8 protein-coding genes are annotated in these 15,897 nt (G+C 65.7%); 4 read left to right on the top strand and 4 right to left on the bottom strand.

Annotated features, from left to right (window positions below; genetic code table 11):
- Positions 1–317: 317 nt before the first annotated feature.
- Genes dsbG through dsbD form a run of 3 tightly spaced genes read right to left on the bottom strand, consistent with a single transcriptional unit; the run spans position 318 to position 3,626 of the window.
- Positions 318–1,076 carry a thiol:disulfide interchange protein DsbG gene (dsbG, locus tag H620_RS0118380; protein ID WP_023381394.1) on the bottom strand — a complete coding sequence of 253 codons (759 nt, stop codon included), beginning with the start codon at positions 1,074–1,076 and terminating at the stop codon, positions 318–320.
- A 1-nt stretch (position 1,077) separates the two neighbouring features.
- Complete coding sequence (locus H620_RS0118375) at positions 1,078–1,914, bottom strand: TlpA disulfide reductase family protein (protein ID WP_027907827.1); 837 nt, start codon at positions 1,912–1,914, stop codon at positions 1,078–1,080.
- On the bottom strand, positions 1,914–3,626 hold the full coding sequence (gene dsbD, locus H620_RS0118370) for a protein-disulfide reductase DsbD (RefSeq protein WP_023381392.1): 1,713 nt from the start codon (positions 3,624–3,626) through the stop codon (positions 1,914–1,916). Before dsbD ends, H620_RS0118375 begins: the two co-directional genes overlap by 1 nt.
- Before the next feature lie 178 nt (positions 3,627–3,804).
- Here dsbD and H620_RS0118365 point away from each other — a divergent pair, with 178 nt between their 5' ends.
- From H620_RS0118365 to H620_RS0118355, 3 genes are all read left to right on the top strand, one after another.
- Positions 3,805–4,488: a response regulator gene (locus H620_RS0118365; protein ID WP_023381391.1), complete on the top strand. Its 684-nt coding sequence runs from the start codon at positions 3,805–3,807 to the stop codon at positions 4,486–4,488.
- On the top strand, positions 4,485–5,807 hold the full coding sequence (locus H620_RS0118360; protein WP_023381390.1) for an ATP-binding protein: 1,323 nt from the start codon (positions 4,485–4,487) through the stop codon (positions 5,805–5,807). The genes H620_RS0118365 and H620_RS0118360 overlap by 4 nt, the downstream gene beginning before the upstream one ends.
- Positions 5,808–5,985: 178 nt before the next feature.
- Complete coding sequence (locus tag H620_RS0118355; RefSeq protein WP_023381389.1) at positions 5,986–7,377, top strand: aspartate aminotransferase family protein; 1,392 nt, start codon at positions 5,986–5,988, stop codon at positions 7,375–7,377.
- A gap of 84 nt (positions 7,378–7,461) precedes the next feature.
- Here the strand turns inward: H620_RS0118355 and H620_RS0118350 are convergent, their stop codons facing one another.
- Positions 7,462–8,433 (bottom strand): siderophore-interacting protein, encoded by a 972-nt coding sequence (locus H620_RS0118350; RefSeq protein WP_027907826.1) that lies wholly within the window; start codon positions 8,431–8,433, stop codon positions 7,462–7,464.
- A gap of 166 nt (positions 8,434–8,599) precedes the next feature.
- Here H620_RS0118350 and H620_RS25930 point away from each other — a divergent pair.
- On the top strand, positions 8,600–15,897 hold a 7,298-nt coding region (locus tag H620_RS25930), incomplete at its 3' end, for a non-ribosomal peptide synthetase (protein WP_155950800.1).

Here is a 15,897-nt window from a genome sequence, read left to right as displayed (position 1 = left end):
GTGGAGGCGTTGGCTGAGTATGTGCAAGGGCTGCGCGACAGTGCGCTTGATGACGACAAGGTCGACCGGCTGAGTGATCTGATGGCGGAGCTGGAGGGGCTTTAAGGTGGGGGGCGCTTGGCGCCCCTTTTCATTGGCGTATGTTCATGCGTGCATCCTTCGATATCACGGCGGTCGCGCGCGCCTGTGGCAGGCGTTATTGGCCCGAAACTAGCGTAGGAGCGAGCCTTGCTCGCGATGCGCCGCGCGGGCGGCGCTCGATTTGCGCAACACCACCAAACCCAGGGCAAGCGCCGCACAGCCCCCCCTCTACGCATTTACCGCTTACCCAGAATCTTCCCTAACATCTCCGGCCGCGGCGCCCCTTGCTGGCTCTGCAGATTCCCTTGCTCGTCCTGATAGAAAATCGCCGGCGTAGCCTGCAACCCCATTTCCTCCATCAAGGCGAGATGCGCCTCCAACTGCTTCTGTACCTTCTCAGGCACGTTCTCCAACGGCTGGAGCGTACTGCCCTTGCCGGCCCTCTCGTGCTCGGCCAGCGCCTTGGCCGGGTCCTTGGCGGCCAACAATGCAGCTGACTTGCCCGGGCTGTCCTCGCGGATGATGCCGACCATGATATGGCGCAACTGCACCTTGCCCGACTCGACCCAGGGCCGCGCCTGTTCCCAGAACATGTTGCAGTACGGGCAGTTGGGGTCGCTGAACAGGTACACCTTGCGCGGCGCATTGTCCTTGCCATCGGCGATCCAGGCGGTTTTCTCCATCTTCACCCAAATTTCCTTGCTCATCGGCGCATAGACCAGCTTCTGCAAAGGCTCGGCGCTGAGGTCCTTGCCCTGTTCGTCGAACAGGCTGCCGACCAGCACGTGCTTGCCATCAGGGGTGAGGTACAGGGCCAAGCCGTTGTTCTGGTATTCGGCGGCGTAGCCGCGCAGGCCGTTGGGGGCGTCGAAGCTGCCCTTGATCTCGGCGCCCTTGGCCTGGATCTGTTGGATCGCCTTGGGCAGCTCTTCTGCCTGCAGGATCGGGGCGGCCAGGAGGGCCAGGCTCAGGGGCAGCAGTGCAGTCGATCGCATGTCATTTTCCTTGTGCGGCAGGGGCGGGCGCGCTGGCCCGTTCGAAAGGTTCCAGGGCATGGCGCAGGCTGGCGCGCGACAACTCGCCCAGGTGGCTGCCGATCAACCGGCCATCGGCGTCATAGAACAACGTGGTGGGCAGGGCCATGGAGCCGACCCGCTGGGCCAGCAGGCCGGTGCCGTCAAAGAGCACGTGGGTCAGGCTCAGGCCGGTGGTGGCGAGGAAGGTGCTGACGTTTTCCGGCGTCTCGCCCTGGTTGACGAACAGGAAGGTCACATGCGGATAGTCGCCCTGGGCCTGCTGCAGCACCGGCATTTCCCGGCGGCATGGCGGGCACCAAGTGGCCCAGATGTTGATCACCAGCGGCTTGCCTCGGTAGCTGTGCAACGCCACGGCTTGCCCGCCGGCATTGCTCAGGCTCAGATCCGGCAACTCCGTGCCCTTGCTGTACAGGTGGCTGCCCAAGCTGGCCATGCCCCAGAACAGCGCGCCGCTGAACAATGCCCAACCCAGCGGGCGACGTAGACCAGGCTGGCGCCAGCCCTGCCACAGGGCGGCCAGGACGATACCGACCAAACCGGACCAGAGCAGGAAGCCGCCGTCGCGAATGTCGATGATCTGCACCCAGTCATCGCGGTACATCGGCCAATAGGCCAGGACGAAGCCCAGGCGTGCGCACAGCAGGCCGATCAGGAACAGGTTGAACAGCGCCGACTCGGGGCTTTGGCCACCACGCCGGGCGACCCACCAGCCGATCAGACAGGCAACGGCCAGGGCGGCAAGCATCAGCAGATGGTTGAGGGCCATGGTCAACGGCCCGAGGGTGATGGTCAGCATCAACCTTGGCTCCTGGTCTGGGTCCAGTGTTGCACGAATGCCGGCGCGTCCACTTCACCGGTAATACGCCGGGCGCGACGTTCCTGGCCTTCCGGACCGATCCAGATGATGCTGGGCGGGCCGGGTACCTGGTAGCGTTGCAGCAGTTCGCGGCTGGCCGGTGAGTCGGCGGTCACGTCCAGGCGCAACAGGTGCACTCCGGCCAGGCTGGCCCGCACATCGCCACGGGCAAATACCTGTTTCTCCATGACCTTGCACGACACGCACCAGTCGGCATAGTAGTCGAGCATTACCCACTGGCCGCGCGCCTTGGCGGCATCCAGTTCGCGTTGCAGGTCCTCGGGGCGGCTTACGGTGGTGAAGGTATCCGCGTTGTGCGGTGTCGCGCTCACGGCGGTGCCTACGGTAAAGGGTCGCAGCGGTTGCCATGGGTCGTCACCACCGGCGGCGGCACCGACCAGTAGCAGGCCGCCCCATAGCGCGCCAAGCAAGGGTACCGCGCGCAGTGCAGGCAGGCGCTGCAAGGCTGGCCAGGCGGCCCAGGCCAGCGCGATCAGCCAGGCACCGCTCAGCGCCAGCACCAGCGTTTCAGCCAGCAAGCTGCGCACGGTGTACAACGCCATGGCCAGGAACACGAAGCCGAACACGCCTTTGACGCGGTTCATCCAGGCGCCGGGGCGCGGCAGGTAACGGTTGCCCAGCGTCACCAGCAGCAACAGTGGCACACCCATGCCCAAACCCAGGGTGAACAGCACCAGACCGCCTTCGATGACATCGCCGCTCTGGGCGATGTACAGCAGCGCGCCGGCCAGTGGAGCTGTCATGCAGGGGCCCAGCAGCAACCCGGAAAGCGCGCCCAGCAGCGCGGCGCCGTACAGGTTGCCGCCACGGGTGCCTTGCCCGGCACGGTCCAGGCGGTCGCGCAGCGCGGCAGGCAGTTGCAGTTCGAATGCGCCGAACATGGGCAGGGCAAGGATCACGAACAGCCCCGCCAGGCTACCCAGCAACCAGGGTTGTTGCAGCCAGGCTTGCAGGCTGGCACCCAGCAGCGCGGCGACAACGCCAAGCGCCGCGTACACCAGCGCCATGCTCAGCACGTATACCCCCGCCAGTACCCAGCCACGGCGGACGCTTGCACCGTTGCCGAGTACCAACCCAGCCAGAATCGGCAGCATCGGCAACGAGCACGGGGTGAAGGCCAGCAACAGGCCAAGGCCGAAGAAGGCCAGCAGGCTCCAGGCCAGGCCAGCTTGCTGCAGGTTGCTGGCCAATGCCTGGTCGCTGGCCTGATCGGCCACGGCCGTGGCGCTGCCGCCAAGGTCTATGGCCGTGGTTTGTGGCGGGTAGCACAAGCCGGCATCGGCGCAGCCTTGCCAACCCAGGCGCAGCTCACCCTTGGCGCTGGCCGGGATCAGCAGCTCCAGTTGGTCGCGATACACCGCGCTGTCACCGAAAAACGCGTCGTGGTGGTTCAGGGCAGGGGGCAATTGTGGGTGTTGGTCGGCCGCCAGGCCGTCGAACTTCAGGCGCTTCTGGTAAAGGTAGTAGCCCTGCTTGATCTGGAAGAACAGGCGCATCTGGCCATCGGCCTGGCGGTCCTGGGTCAGGACGAAGGCCTGGTCGACCGGCAGAAAGTCGGGTTTGACGTCAAACGGGTTGGCCTGCAGCGGGCCAGCCAGGAGAAATGTCAGGAAGAGCAGGAGAACGCGCATGTCTTCGCCTTGGCAATGCTTGGGATGCAGCCATGCTGGCCTGGGTTTATTAACTAAGGGTTAACGTAGCCCAGCCGGCGCGACAACCCGCTATCGCCGCCGGAAAACCCAAGGTCCATAATCCCCTCTTAATCGCGCCATAGTGCAATGCCTGTTACACCATCCTGGGAGCCCCACCATGCACGTTCTGCTCTGCGAGGACGACGATCTGATCGCCAGCGGCATCTGCGCCGGCCTCACCGCCCAGGGCCTGACCGTGGACCGAGTGGCCAACGCAGCTGGCGCCCGTGCCATGCTCCAGGCCGCGCAGTTCGACGTCATGATTCTGGACCTGGGCCTGCCTGACGAAGACGGCCTGAAGTTGCTGCGTCGCCTGCGCCAGCAGGGCGAGAACTTGCCCGTGCTGGTGCTCACCGCGCGCGATGCGGTCACCGACCGGGTCGACGGCCTGCAGGCCGGTGCCGACGACTACCTGCTCAAACCCTTCGACCTGCGTGAGCTGGCTGCGCGTTTGCATACCCTGCTGCGACGGGTGGCCGGGCGCGCAGTGAATGTCATCGAGCATGGTCCGCTGCAGTATGACCCCAGCAGCTGCGAAGCGACCCTGGCCGGCAAATCGGTGGATCTGTCGCGGCGCGAGCAGGCCTTGCTCCAGGCGCTGCTGCAGAACCCCGGTCGGGTGTTGTCCAGCGAGCAGCTCAAGGATTGCGTGTACGGTTTTAGCGACGAGGTCGAAAGCAACGCATTGAACGTGCATATCCATCACCTGCGTCGCAAGCTCGGCAATGGCATCGTCGAAACCGTGCGTGGCCTGGGTTACCGTCTGGGGCCGGCCCAGGCGCCTGAAGAGGTTGCGCCATGAGCCTGCGCGTGCGCCTGAGCCTGATCCTGGGCAGCGCTTTCATTATCATCTGGGCCTTGGCTGCCGCCTGGATGCTGCGAGACCTGCGCCAGCAGATGATGTTCTCCCTCGACCAGCGCCTGGTGGCGTCTGCGCGGATGGTCGCCGGCCTGGTCGACCAGTTGCCGCAGCCTCTGACCGCCAAGGGCGAAGATGCACATTTTTCGGCCGATCAGTTCAGCGTGCCGGACGGCATGGCCTGCCAGGTCAGTTCGCTGCGAGGGGAGATTCTCGCCAGCAACCACAAGCACGACGGCGCCATGGATGACCAGCGCAGTGGTTTTCGCGATCAGACCATCGACGGAGCTTCGTGGCGTACCTTCACCTATAACCACGGCGACATACGTATCACCACCGCCGATCGCCATCAGGAGCGTGAGGCGCTGAACCAGTCGATTCTGCTGGCGGCATCAGCGCCGGTATTGATGGCATTGCTCGGCAGCCTGGGCTTGCTGTGGATCGGTTTGGGCAAGGGCCTGGAGCCGCTCAACCGCATGCGCGATGCCTTGCGCAGGCGTCGCGCCGACAGTGTCGAGCCGCTTCAGGTGGCGGGCTTGCCCAGCGAATTGCAACCTTTGCTGGAGACGCAGAACCAGCTGTTCCTGCGCATCGCCCAGACCATCGAGCGCGAGCGGCGCCTGACCGATGATGCCGCCCATGAACTGCGCAGCCCGCTGACCGCCATCAAGACCCACCTGCAGGTGGCGCGGATGACCGATGGCGCGGTTCGCGAGCAAGCGCTGGAGCACGCCGAGCAGGGCACTGACCGCATGCACCGCACGCTGGAGCAACTGCTGATGCTGGCCCGGGTGGAAGGCAGCCTGTCATTCGAGGATGGCGTGCAGTGCAGCGCCGAGCAAGTGGCCCGCCAAGCGGTGCAGGATGCTGGGGGAGGGGACAATCGGCGCATCGTCTTGCGCCTGCCCGATGAAGCCGCGCAGATCTACCTGGGCATGCCCGCGCCGCTGGCCGTGGCGGCGCTGCGCAACCTGCTGGACAACGCCCTGCGCCATGGCGGTGAGGCGGCGGTGGAGCTGGATGTCCACATGGCCGATGGACAGGTGGGTTTCATGGTCCGCGACCACGGGCCGGGCATTGCCGAGCAGGACCTGGAGCACCTGACCGAGCGTTTCTGGCGCACTGGCAAGAGCGGCGGCTGCGGGTTGGGGCTGGCCATCGTGCAGGCGATCGTTCAGCGTTGTGCCGGCAGCCTCAGGTTCGACAGTCGCAGCGATGGGCTGCGGGTGCTGCTGCAGGTGCCAGCACGCTCGGGTAGCTGATCTTCCTTGGTCTCATCGCCGGCTTGCCGGCGATGAGACCGTCGAACCCTGCACAATTTCGCACATCAAACGCTAAATCCTCCTCGCGCCAAAGCGTTTCCCAAGCGACTACTACCCGACACACATCCGGTTACAGGGGCGTGACGGGGTACATTCGCTTGCTTGCGAGGATTTACCGATGTCGACCGCTTCCAGCCTTGCCCAGGTCCTACCGACCAGCGCGCCGCAACCCCTGTATGAGTTCGCCGATTCCCCTTTGCTGCAGCGCCAGCAACAGCAGGAATCCAATGCCCGCAGCTATCCACGACGCCTGCCGCTGGCGCTCAAGCGCGCCCGTGGCATTCACGTCGAGGACATTGAAGGCCGCCAGTTCATCGACTGCCTGGCCGGAGCCGGCACCTTGGCCCTGGGTCACAATCACCCGGTGGTGATCGAAGCGATCCAGCGCGTGCTGGCTGACGAACTGCCGCTGCACACCCTGGACCTCACCACCCCGGTCAAGGACCGCTTCGTCCAGGACCTGTTCGGCGTGCTGCCAGAGGCGCTGCGCCGTGAAGCGAAAGTGCAGTTCTGCGGCCCGACCGGCACCGATGCGGTGGAAGCGGCCCTGAAACTGGTACGTACGGCCACCGGACGCAGTACGGTGCTGGCGTTTCACGGTGCCTACCATGGCATGAGCCAGGGTGCGCTGAGCCTGATGGGCAGCCACGGCCCGAAACAGCCCTTGGGCGCGCTGCTGGGGAATGGCGTGCAGTTCATGCCGTACCCCTACGATTACCGCTGCCCCTTCGGCCTGGGCGGCGAGGCAGGGGTGAAAGCCAACCTGCATTACCTGGAAAACCTGCTGCTCGACCCGGAAAGCGGTGTGCCGTTGCCTGCCGCAGTCATTCTGGAAGTGGTGCAAGGCGAGGGCGGGGTGATTCCGGCCGATATCGAATGGCTCAAGGGTGTACGCCGCATCACCGAGCAGGCCGGCGTGGCGCTGATCGTCGATGAAATCCAGAGTGGTTTCGCCCGTACCGGGCGAATGTTCGCCTTCGAACACGCCGGCATCGTTCCGGATGTGGTGACCCTGTCCAAAGCCATCGGCGGCAGCCTGCCGCTGGCGGTGGTGGTGTACCGCAACTGGCTGGACACCTGGAAGCCAGGCGCCCATGCCGGTACTTTCCGTGGCAACCAGATGGCCATGGCAGCGGGCTCGGCGGTGATCAACTACCTGAGCGAGCACCGTCTGGCCGAACATGCTGACGCCATGGGGCAGCGCCTGCGAGGCCATCTGCTGCGTCTGCAGCGGGACTGCCCGCAATTGGGCGATATTCGTGGCCGCGGTCTGATGCTGGGGGTGGAACTGGTCGACCCGCATGGCCGGGCCGATGCGCTGGGCCACCCGCCGGCCCACCGCGAACTGGCGCCGAAGGTGCAGCGCGAATGCCTCAAGCGTGGGCTGATTCTGGAGTTGGGTGGGCGTCATGGAGCGGTAGTGCGCTTCCTGCCGCCGCTGATCATCAGCGCCGAACAGATCGACGAGGTCGCCCAGCGATTCGCCGAGGCTTTGGCTGCGGCGCTCTGATAGTGCCTTGGGCTGCATGGCAGCCCCTTCGCCGGTAAGCCGGCGACTACAGGCGCGATACAGGGTGTACGGCACCCGAAACCATCACTCGAACGAACGCCCCCGACGCCAGTAGCCCATCAGCGTCAGGCAGGCGCGATCCATGTGTCGGTCGTTGATCAGGTGCCGACGGACCTGCATCACCGTGGCGGACTCCCCGGCTACCCACGCATAGAAATCACCGTGTCGTGCCTGGGCCAGCTCCCAGGGCCGGCGTTGCTCGATGTCGATCGCTTCCAGATGACAGGCCGTGCCCAGTGTCTTTACCTGCGGGAGGTCGGCCAGGTGCTCGACGGCATGACGCAGGGCGGCCCCGGGCTCGCTGCCCAGTGCGTCGCGCGGCAGCCAGTGAAGATGGGTATCGCGGGGGCATTGGAGGTCCAGGCAGTCCGCTTGCAAAGGTACTTCTATGAATGCCTGCACCTTCGCTGGCTGCTGGGTTGCGGCCAGGTCTTCGAGGATGCACGCGATGGCCGGCAGGGCGGTCTCGTCGCCCGCCAGCAGCACGCGGCTGACGCCGGCAGGTGGGTTCCACTCGTAACCGCCGGGGTCCTTGGGGTAGGCCAGGTTGGGCGCCAGCATCTGCAAGCAGTCACCGCTGCGGGCGCGGGTCGCCCAGGCTGAGGCGGGGCCGTTGACGCCGTGCATGACGAAGTCGATGTCCACCTGCGCCTGGGCCCGGCGCAGGGCTCGAATGGTGTAGGTGCGCATCGGCGGGCGGGAGGCCTCCGGGAGCTGTTTGCGCGCCTCGTTCCAGTGACTGTCATGGGGCAGGGCCGGCAGGCTGCCGTCCGCCGCGGGGAAGAACAGCTTGACCCGCTGGTCGGGCCCGGCGCAGTTCATGCTGGCCACATCGGGCCCGGTGAACACCAGGCGGCACAGTGAAGGGCTCAGCTCGATCCTGTGCACCAGTTGCAGGTCGAACAGCCGGTAGGGGCTGGGTTTCTGCCCCAGCCCGCCAGCCAGTTTGCGCAGGCCGCGCTGCATGGCGCTGGCGAGGGAGGAGGGGGTGGCCATGGTCGGTCCTTTGGCATCGGGTTCACCGAGTGGACGAGTCGTGCGCCCGGCAATTTAACCGTTACGCGGCCCACCGAGAGGCCGGCGCTAATTTTTCCGGTCTGGGTTCGTTCTATAGGGACGACCTGTCATCGGGTCATTCGACCCACGCTCCGGATGCCAAGAAATGAATGCTGAAGACGCCCTGAAACTCGCTCGCCGGTTCATCGGTCTGCCCGTGGAAAAACGCCAGGTATTTCTGGCGGCGTTGCGCAAGGAAGGGGTGGACTTCTCCCAGTTCCCGATTCCCTGTGATGTGCCTGCCGAAGACCGCCAAGCCCTGTCCTTTGCCCAGCAGCGGATGTGGTTTCTCTGGCACCTGGACCCACACAGCGGCGCCTATAACCTGCCGGCTGCGGTACGCCTGAAGGGCGTGCTCAACCGTCAGGCCCTCGAGCAGGCCTTCGCCAGCCTGGTCGAGCGTCACGAAACCCTGCGTACGGTGTTCCGCCAGATGCCGGACGACAGCCTGTGCCAGGTCCCGTGCGAGCAGGCGTTGAGCATTGCCTGGCGCGACCTCGGCCAATGGTCGCCCGAGCAGCGCGAAGCCGAAGTCGCGGCCGAGGCCGAAGCCCAGGCGCTGCAGCCGTTCGACCTGGCCCAGGGCCCGCTGCTGCGGGTGCGCCTGTTGCGTCTTGACGAGCAGGAGCACGTGCTGCTGCTGACCCTGCACCATATCGCCTCCGATGGCTGGTCGATGAGCGTGCTGATCGATGAATTCTGCCGTTTCTACGACGCACACGACCAAGGCATCCAGCCGCAACTGGCGGCGCTGCAGGTCCAGTACAGTGACTACGCCCTGTGGCAACGTCGCTGGCTGGAGGCAGGCGAACAGCAACGCCAGTTGGATTACTGGAAGGCGCAGTTGGGCGACGAACACCCGGTGCTGGAACTGCCCACCGACCACCCGCGCCCAGTGCAGCCGACCTACCAGGGCCGTCGCCATGAACTGACCCTCGATGCGCAGTGGGTCGAGCAGGCGCGCGCGCTGGCGCGGCAGCAGGGGGTGACCCTGTTCATGCTGCTGTTGGGGGCTTTCAACATTGTCCTGCACCGCTACAGCGGCCAGGGCGACTTGCGCATCGGCGTACCCATTGCCAACCGCAATCGCAACGAAGTCGAGGGTCTGATCGGTTTCTTCGTCAACACCCAGGTGCTGCGCACCCGGCTGGATGGCATGACCACGGTGGCCGAGCTGCTGGCCCAAATCAAAGCCGCCTCGATGGGCGCCCAGGACCACCAGGACCTGCCGTTCGAATGCCTGGTCGATGCCCTCAAGCTCGAACGCAGCCTGAGCTACAACCCCCTGTTCCAGGTGATGTACAACCACCAGCCGGAAGTGGCCGACGTCACTCGCCTGAACGTCGGTCAGGGCCTGGAACTGAGCGTCATCGAATGGGAAAGCCGCACCACCCAGTTCGACCTGAGCCTGGACACCTACGAGCAGGGGGGGCGGCTCAATGCGGCCTTCACCTATGCCTGCGACCTGTTCCAGGCAGCCACCATCGAGCGCTTTGCACGGCACTGGCTGCGGGTGTTGCAGGCGATGGTCGGCAACCCGGGCCAACGTATCGGGGAGATCGCCCTGCTGGACGAGCAGGAACACCGCCAGGTGGTCGAAGGTTGGGGGCGCAACGAGGCCCGATACCCGAACGAGCTGACAGTGCATGAGCTGTTCCAGGCCCAGGCGGCGCGCGCGCCAGACGCGGTCGCTTTGATCTTCGAGGGCCGGCGACTGACCTACGGCGAGCTCAACGCCCAGGTCAATCGACTGGCCCGAACCCTGGTCGAGCGCGGTGTGGGTCGCGAGGTACTGGTGGGCATCGCCCTCGAGCGAGGCCTGGACATGATGGTCGGCTTGCTGGCGGTACTCAAGGCTGGAGGCGGCTATGTGCCGCTCGACCCGCAATACCCGGCCGACCGCCTGCAATGCATGATCGAGGACAGCGGCAGCCGCCTGATACTGACCCAGGACAGCCTGTTGCAGCGCTTGCCGTTGCCACAGGGCGTGCAGACTCTGTGCCTGGACCACGACCAAGCCTGGGCTCACGACGACGACAGCGACCTGCCCAACCTGGCCCTGGCCGACAACCTCGCCTACGTCATGTTCACCTCTGGCTCCACCGGCCGGCCCAAGGGCGTCGGTATCAGCCACCGTGCCTTGGTGCGCCACGCCCACGTGTCGCTGGGTTTTTTCAACCTCAGCGCCGCTGACCGGGTGCTGCAGTTCGCGACCTTCAACTTCGACGGCTTCGTCGAGCAGCTTTACCCGGCCCTGATCTGCGGCGCCTCGGTCGTGATCCGCGGCAGCGAAATCTGGGACAGCGAAACCCTCTACCGCCAGCTGATCGAGCAGCGCATCAGCGTGATGGACCTGACCACAGCCTACTGGCACATGCTGGCCAAGGAGTTCGCCGCGGTCGGCCCGCGTGATTACGGCGTGCTGCGCCAGGTACATGGCGGCGGTGAGGCAATGCCGCCGGAAGGGTTGTTGGCCTGGCGTCAGGCCGGACTGGGCCATGTGCGTCTGCTCAATACCTATGGCCCGACCGAAGCGACGGTTACCGCCACCACCCTGGATTGCGACGACTATGTAAGCGGCCAGCGGCCGATTCCGCTGACCTTGCCGATCGGCACCGTGCTGCCCGGGCGCAACATCCTGGTGCTCGACGACAACGGTCTGCCGGCACCGGTGGGTGTAGTCGGCGAACTGGTGATCGGTGGCGAACTGCTGGCGCGGGGTTACTTCCAGCGCCCAGGCCTGAGCGCCGAGCGTTTCATTCCCGACCCCTACGGTGGGTGCGGTGCGCGCCTGTACCGCACCGGCGATTTGGCTCGGTTCAACGCCGAAGGGGTGATCGAGTACGCCGGCCGGATCGATCACCAAGTGAAGATCCGAGGTTTCCGCATCGAGCTGGGCGAGATCGAAGCCCGGCTGCTGGAGCGCGCAGAAGTCGCCGATGCCTTGGTGCTGGCGCTGCCGGGGGCCAACGGCCTGCAACTGGTCGGCTACGTGGTGCCGACCGACCGCGGGTTGGTCGATGCAGGCCCAGCCCCCCAAGCTGCGCTGCGTGAAACCATCCGCATTGGTTTGCAAGAGCAGCTGCCCGACTACATGGTGCCGACACAGGTGCTATTGCTCGCCCAGTTGCCCCTTAGCCCCAATGGCAAGCTCGACCGCAAGGCCCTGCCACGCCCCGACACCCGCCAGCTGCAGCATGACCATGTTGCACCGCGCACCGCGCTGGAACAGCAAATTGCGGGCATCTGGCAGGATGTGCTCAAGCGTGAGCAGGTGGGCATCACCGACAACTTCTTCGAGCTGGGCGGCGATTCGATCATGTCGATCCAGGTGGTCAGCCGAGCGCGCCAGGGCGGGTTGCTGTTCACCCCAAAGGACCTGTTCCAGCACCAGACCGTGCAGGGGCTGGCCAGTGTCGCTCGTCGCAGTGAGGCGTGTGCGGTGGTCGACCAGGGGCCAGTTCACGGGCCGCTTGGCTTGTTGCCGATCCAGAGCGATTTCTTTGCCCAGGCGATTCCGGCGCGCCATCACTGGAACCAGGCGTTGCTGCTGCAGCCGAAACAGGCATTGCAGGCAGGGGCCTTGCGCCAGGCACTGGGCGCGATCGTCAACCATCACGATGCCCTGCGTTCGCGTTTCGTGGCGCAGGACGGGCGCTGGCAGGCGCAGATCGCCGAGCCGAGCGCGTGCGCTGATGACCTGTTGTGGTGCCGTGAAGGCCTCAGCGTCGAGCAGCTTGGTGAAGTGAACAGTCAGGCGCAGGCCAGTCTGAACCTTGCCCAGGGGCCAATGCTGCGTGCCGTGTTGGCGACCTTGAACGATGGCAGCCAGCGCCTGTTGCTGGCGATTCATCACCTGGTGGTGGACGGGGTGTCCTGGCGCATCCTGCTGGAGGACTTGCAGCAGGCCTATACCCAGCTGATCCAGGGCCGCTCGCCGCAACTGCCGGCCAAGACCAGTTCGCTCCAGACCTGGGCCGAGCGCCTGCACGCTCTCGCCCAGGCACCGGCCATGCAGGAAACACTGGGCTATTGGACCGACCTACTGAGTGATGTCCCGCTCGACCTGCCCTGCGATCGCCCACAGGGTAGCGTGCAAAGCCGTCATCGCCAGGTCGTGCGCAGCCGCCTCGACCGCGAGGGCACCCGCCAGTTGCTGCAACAGGCGCCTGCCGCCTACCGCACTCAGGTCAACGACCTGCTGCTGACCGCCCTGGCCCGTACCCTGCGTGGTTGGACTGGCCAGAGCGACGTGCTGATCCAGCTCGAAGGCCATGGTCGTGAAGACCTGTTCAACGATGTCGACCTGAGCCGCACCGTTGGCTGGTTCACCAGCCTGTTCCCGCTGCGTTTGACCGCCCACGAGGACCTGGGCACCTGCCTCAAGGGCATCAAGGAACAGCTGCGCGGCGTACCGGCCAAGGGGCTGGGCTTCGGCGTACTGCGCTACCTGGGGGCGCAGCCTGGGTGCGATGTGCTGGCAACCTTGCCGCAGCCGCGCGTGACCTTCAACTACCTGGGGCAGTTCGACGCCAGCTTCGACGCTGATGCGCTGTTGCTGCCGGCCCGTGAGAGCGCGGGTGCCGAATTGAGCGAAGACGCGCCGCTGGGCAACTGGCTGGAAGTGGAGGGCCAGGTCTACGACGGTGAGTTGGAAATGCGCTGGACTTTCAGCGGCGAGCAGTTCGACACGGCCACCATCGACCGCGTGGCCGCGGATTTCGATAGGCAGTTGCGTGCGGTGGTCGAGCATTGCTGTCAGCCCGAGGTCATGGGCCTCACGCCGTCCGACTTCCCGCTGGCGAACATCGACCAGGCCCAGCTGGATGCGCTACCCGTGCCCGCCAGCCAGATCGAGGACATCTACCCGCTTTCGCCGATGCAGCAGGGCATGCTGTTCCATAGCCTGCTGCAGCAGGGCAGTGGTGAGTACATCAACCAGTTGTGCGTGGATGTCGACGGCCTTGAGGTCGAGCGTTTTCGTGCTGCCTGGCAGGCGGCGATGGACAGCCATGACATCCTGCGCAGTGCCTTTGCCTGGCAAGGCGCTGGGCAGCAGTTGCAGATCATCCACCGCCAGCTGCCGCTGGATTTCAACCGCCTCGACTGGCGGGGTCGTGACGACCTGGCAGCCGCCCTGCAAGTGCTGGCCGAGCAGGACCGCGCCCGAGGTTTCGATCTGTCGTGTCCCGGCCTGCTGCGCCTGACCCTAGTGCGTACCGGCGAGCACAGTCATCACCTGATGTTCACCCACCACCACATCCTTATGGACGGCTGGAGCAGTTCGCAGTTGCTGGGCGAGGTAATGCAGCGTTACCACGGCCAGGCGTCTGAGCGCCCGGTTGGGCGTTACCGCGACTACATCCAGTGGCTGCAACAGCGCGATGCGCGGAGCAGCGAACGCTTCTGGAAAGAACGTCTGGCGGCATTCGAGGCGCCGACGCTGTTGGCCAAGGCAGGCGACGAGCCGGCTAGCGGCAGCGGCCACGCACTGTTCCATCATGATTTCGACACGGTCGCGACGCAGCGCCTGAACGCCTTCGCCCGGCAGCAGAAAGTCACCCTCAACACCCTGGTTCAAGCGGCCTGGCTGTTGCTGTTGCAGCGGTACACCGGCCAGGACTGCGTGACCGTCGGCACGACCGTAGCCGGTCGCCCGGCCGACTTGCCTGGCGTGGAGCGCCAGTTGGGCCTGTTCATCAACACCCTGCCGCTGGCCGCCAGCCCGCGTGCGCAACAGACCGTGGCGCAATGGTTGCGCGGCCTGCAGGACCTCAGCCTGGCCATGCGCGAGCATGAGCACAGCGCGCTGTTCGAAGTGCAAGGTTGGGTCGGTCACAGCGGCGAGGCGCTGTTCGACAACATTCTGGTGTTCGAGAACTTCCCGGTCTCCGAGGCGCTGGAGCATGGGGCGCCGCAGGGCCTGCGCTTTGGCCCGGCCAGGCACAGCGACCTGACCAGCTATCCGCTGACCCTGGGGGTCACCTTGGGCGAGCGACTGGCGCTGCACTACAGCTTCGACCTGGCGCACTTCACTGCGCAGCGCATTCGCCGTATCAACGACCATATGGCCCAGTTGCTGGTCGCCCTGGCGCAGGATGCGCAGCGCACACTGGGCGAGCTGGACATGCTTGCGCCGCTCGAACAAGCGCAGGTGGTCGAACAGTGGAACGCCACCTTCGTCGATTACCCGTCGGATACCTGCGTCCACAACCTGATCGAAGCTCAGGCGCAGAACACCCCGGATGCGGTTGCGCTGGTGTTCGGCGACCGCCAGCTGAGCTATCGCGAGCTGGACCAGCAGGCTAACCAGCTGGCGCACCGACTGATCGAGCAGGGCGCAGGCCCTGACGTACTGGTGGGCATCGCCGCCCAGCGCAGCGTGGAGATGGTCCTTGGCCTCCTGGCGGTGCTCAAGGCCGGCGCTGCCTATGTGCCGCTGGACCCTGAGTACCCGCGCGAGCGGCTGGCCTATATGTTCGAGGACAGCGGTATCGCATTGCTGCTGACTCAAACCGAGCTACTGCCACAACTGCCGCTGCCAGCAGGCTTGCCCACCTTGTGCCTCGACAAGCAGGGGCACCTGGGCTACCCGCTGATGGCGCCACAGGTGCAGCCGCAGCCAGAAAACCTGGCCTACGTGATCTACACCTCCGGCTCCACCGGCAAACCCAAGGGCGCCGGCAACCGTCACAAGGCCCTGAGCAACCGCCTGTGCTGGATGCAGCAGGCCTATGGCCTGGATGCCACGGATGCCGTGCTGCAGAAAACCCCGTTCAGTTTCGATGTGTCGGTGTGGGAGTTCTTCTGGCCACTGATGGTCGGCGCCCGCCTGGTCGTTGCCGCGCCGGGCGATCACCGCGAGCCGGCGCGCCTGGTGCGGTTGATCGAGCAGCAGGGCATCACCACGCTGCACTTCGTGCCGTCGATGCTGCAGGTGTTCCTGCAGGATGAAGGGGTGTCGCGCTGCACCAGCCTGTCGCGCATCGTGTGCAGTGGCGAGGCATTGCAGGTCGATGCCCAGCAGCAGGTGTTCGCCAAGCTGCCCAACGCTGCACTGTACAACCTGTATGGCCCGACCGAGGCCGCCATCGACGTGACCCACTGGACCTGCCGCGACGAAGGCCTGGACAGCGTGCCCATCGGCCAGCCGATCGCCAACCTCAGCGCCTACGTGCTGGCCGACGATCTGTCGCCGCTGCCAGCGGGGCTGGTGGGTGAGCTGTACCTGGGTGGCGAAGGCCTGGCGCGAGGCTACCACCGCCGTCCGGGGCTGACCGCCGAGCGCTTCGTCGCCAGCCCGTTCGGCACCGGCCAGCGCCTGTACCGCACCGGCGACCTGGCCCGCCAGCGCGCCGACGGGGTGATCGAGTACAGGGGGCGCATCGACCACCAGGTGAAGAT

Origin of the sequence: Pseudomonas taiwanensis DSM 21245, from assembly GCF_000425785.1 — a bacterium.
GTDB classification, from domain to species: Bacteria; Pseudomonadota; Gammaproteobacteria; order Pseudomonadales; family Pseudomonadaceae; genus Aquipseudomonas; species Aquipseudomonas taiwanensis.
The sequence above is the reverse complement of the archived record's forward strand: the minus strand, read 5'-3'. Positions and strand labels throughout refer to the sequence as shown.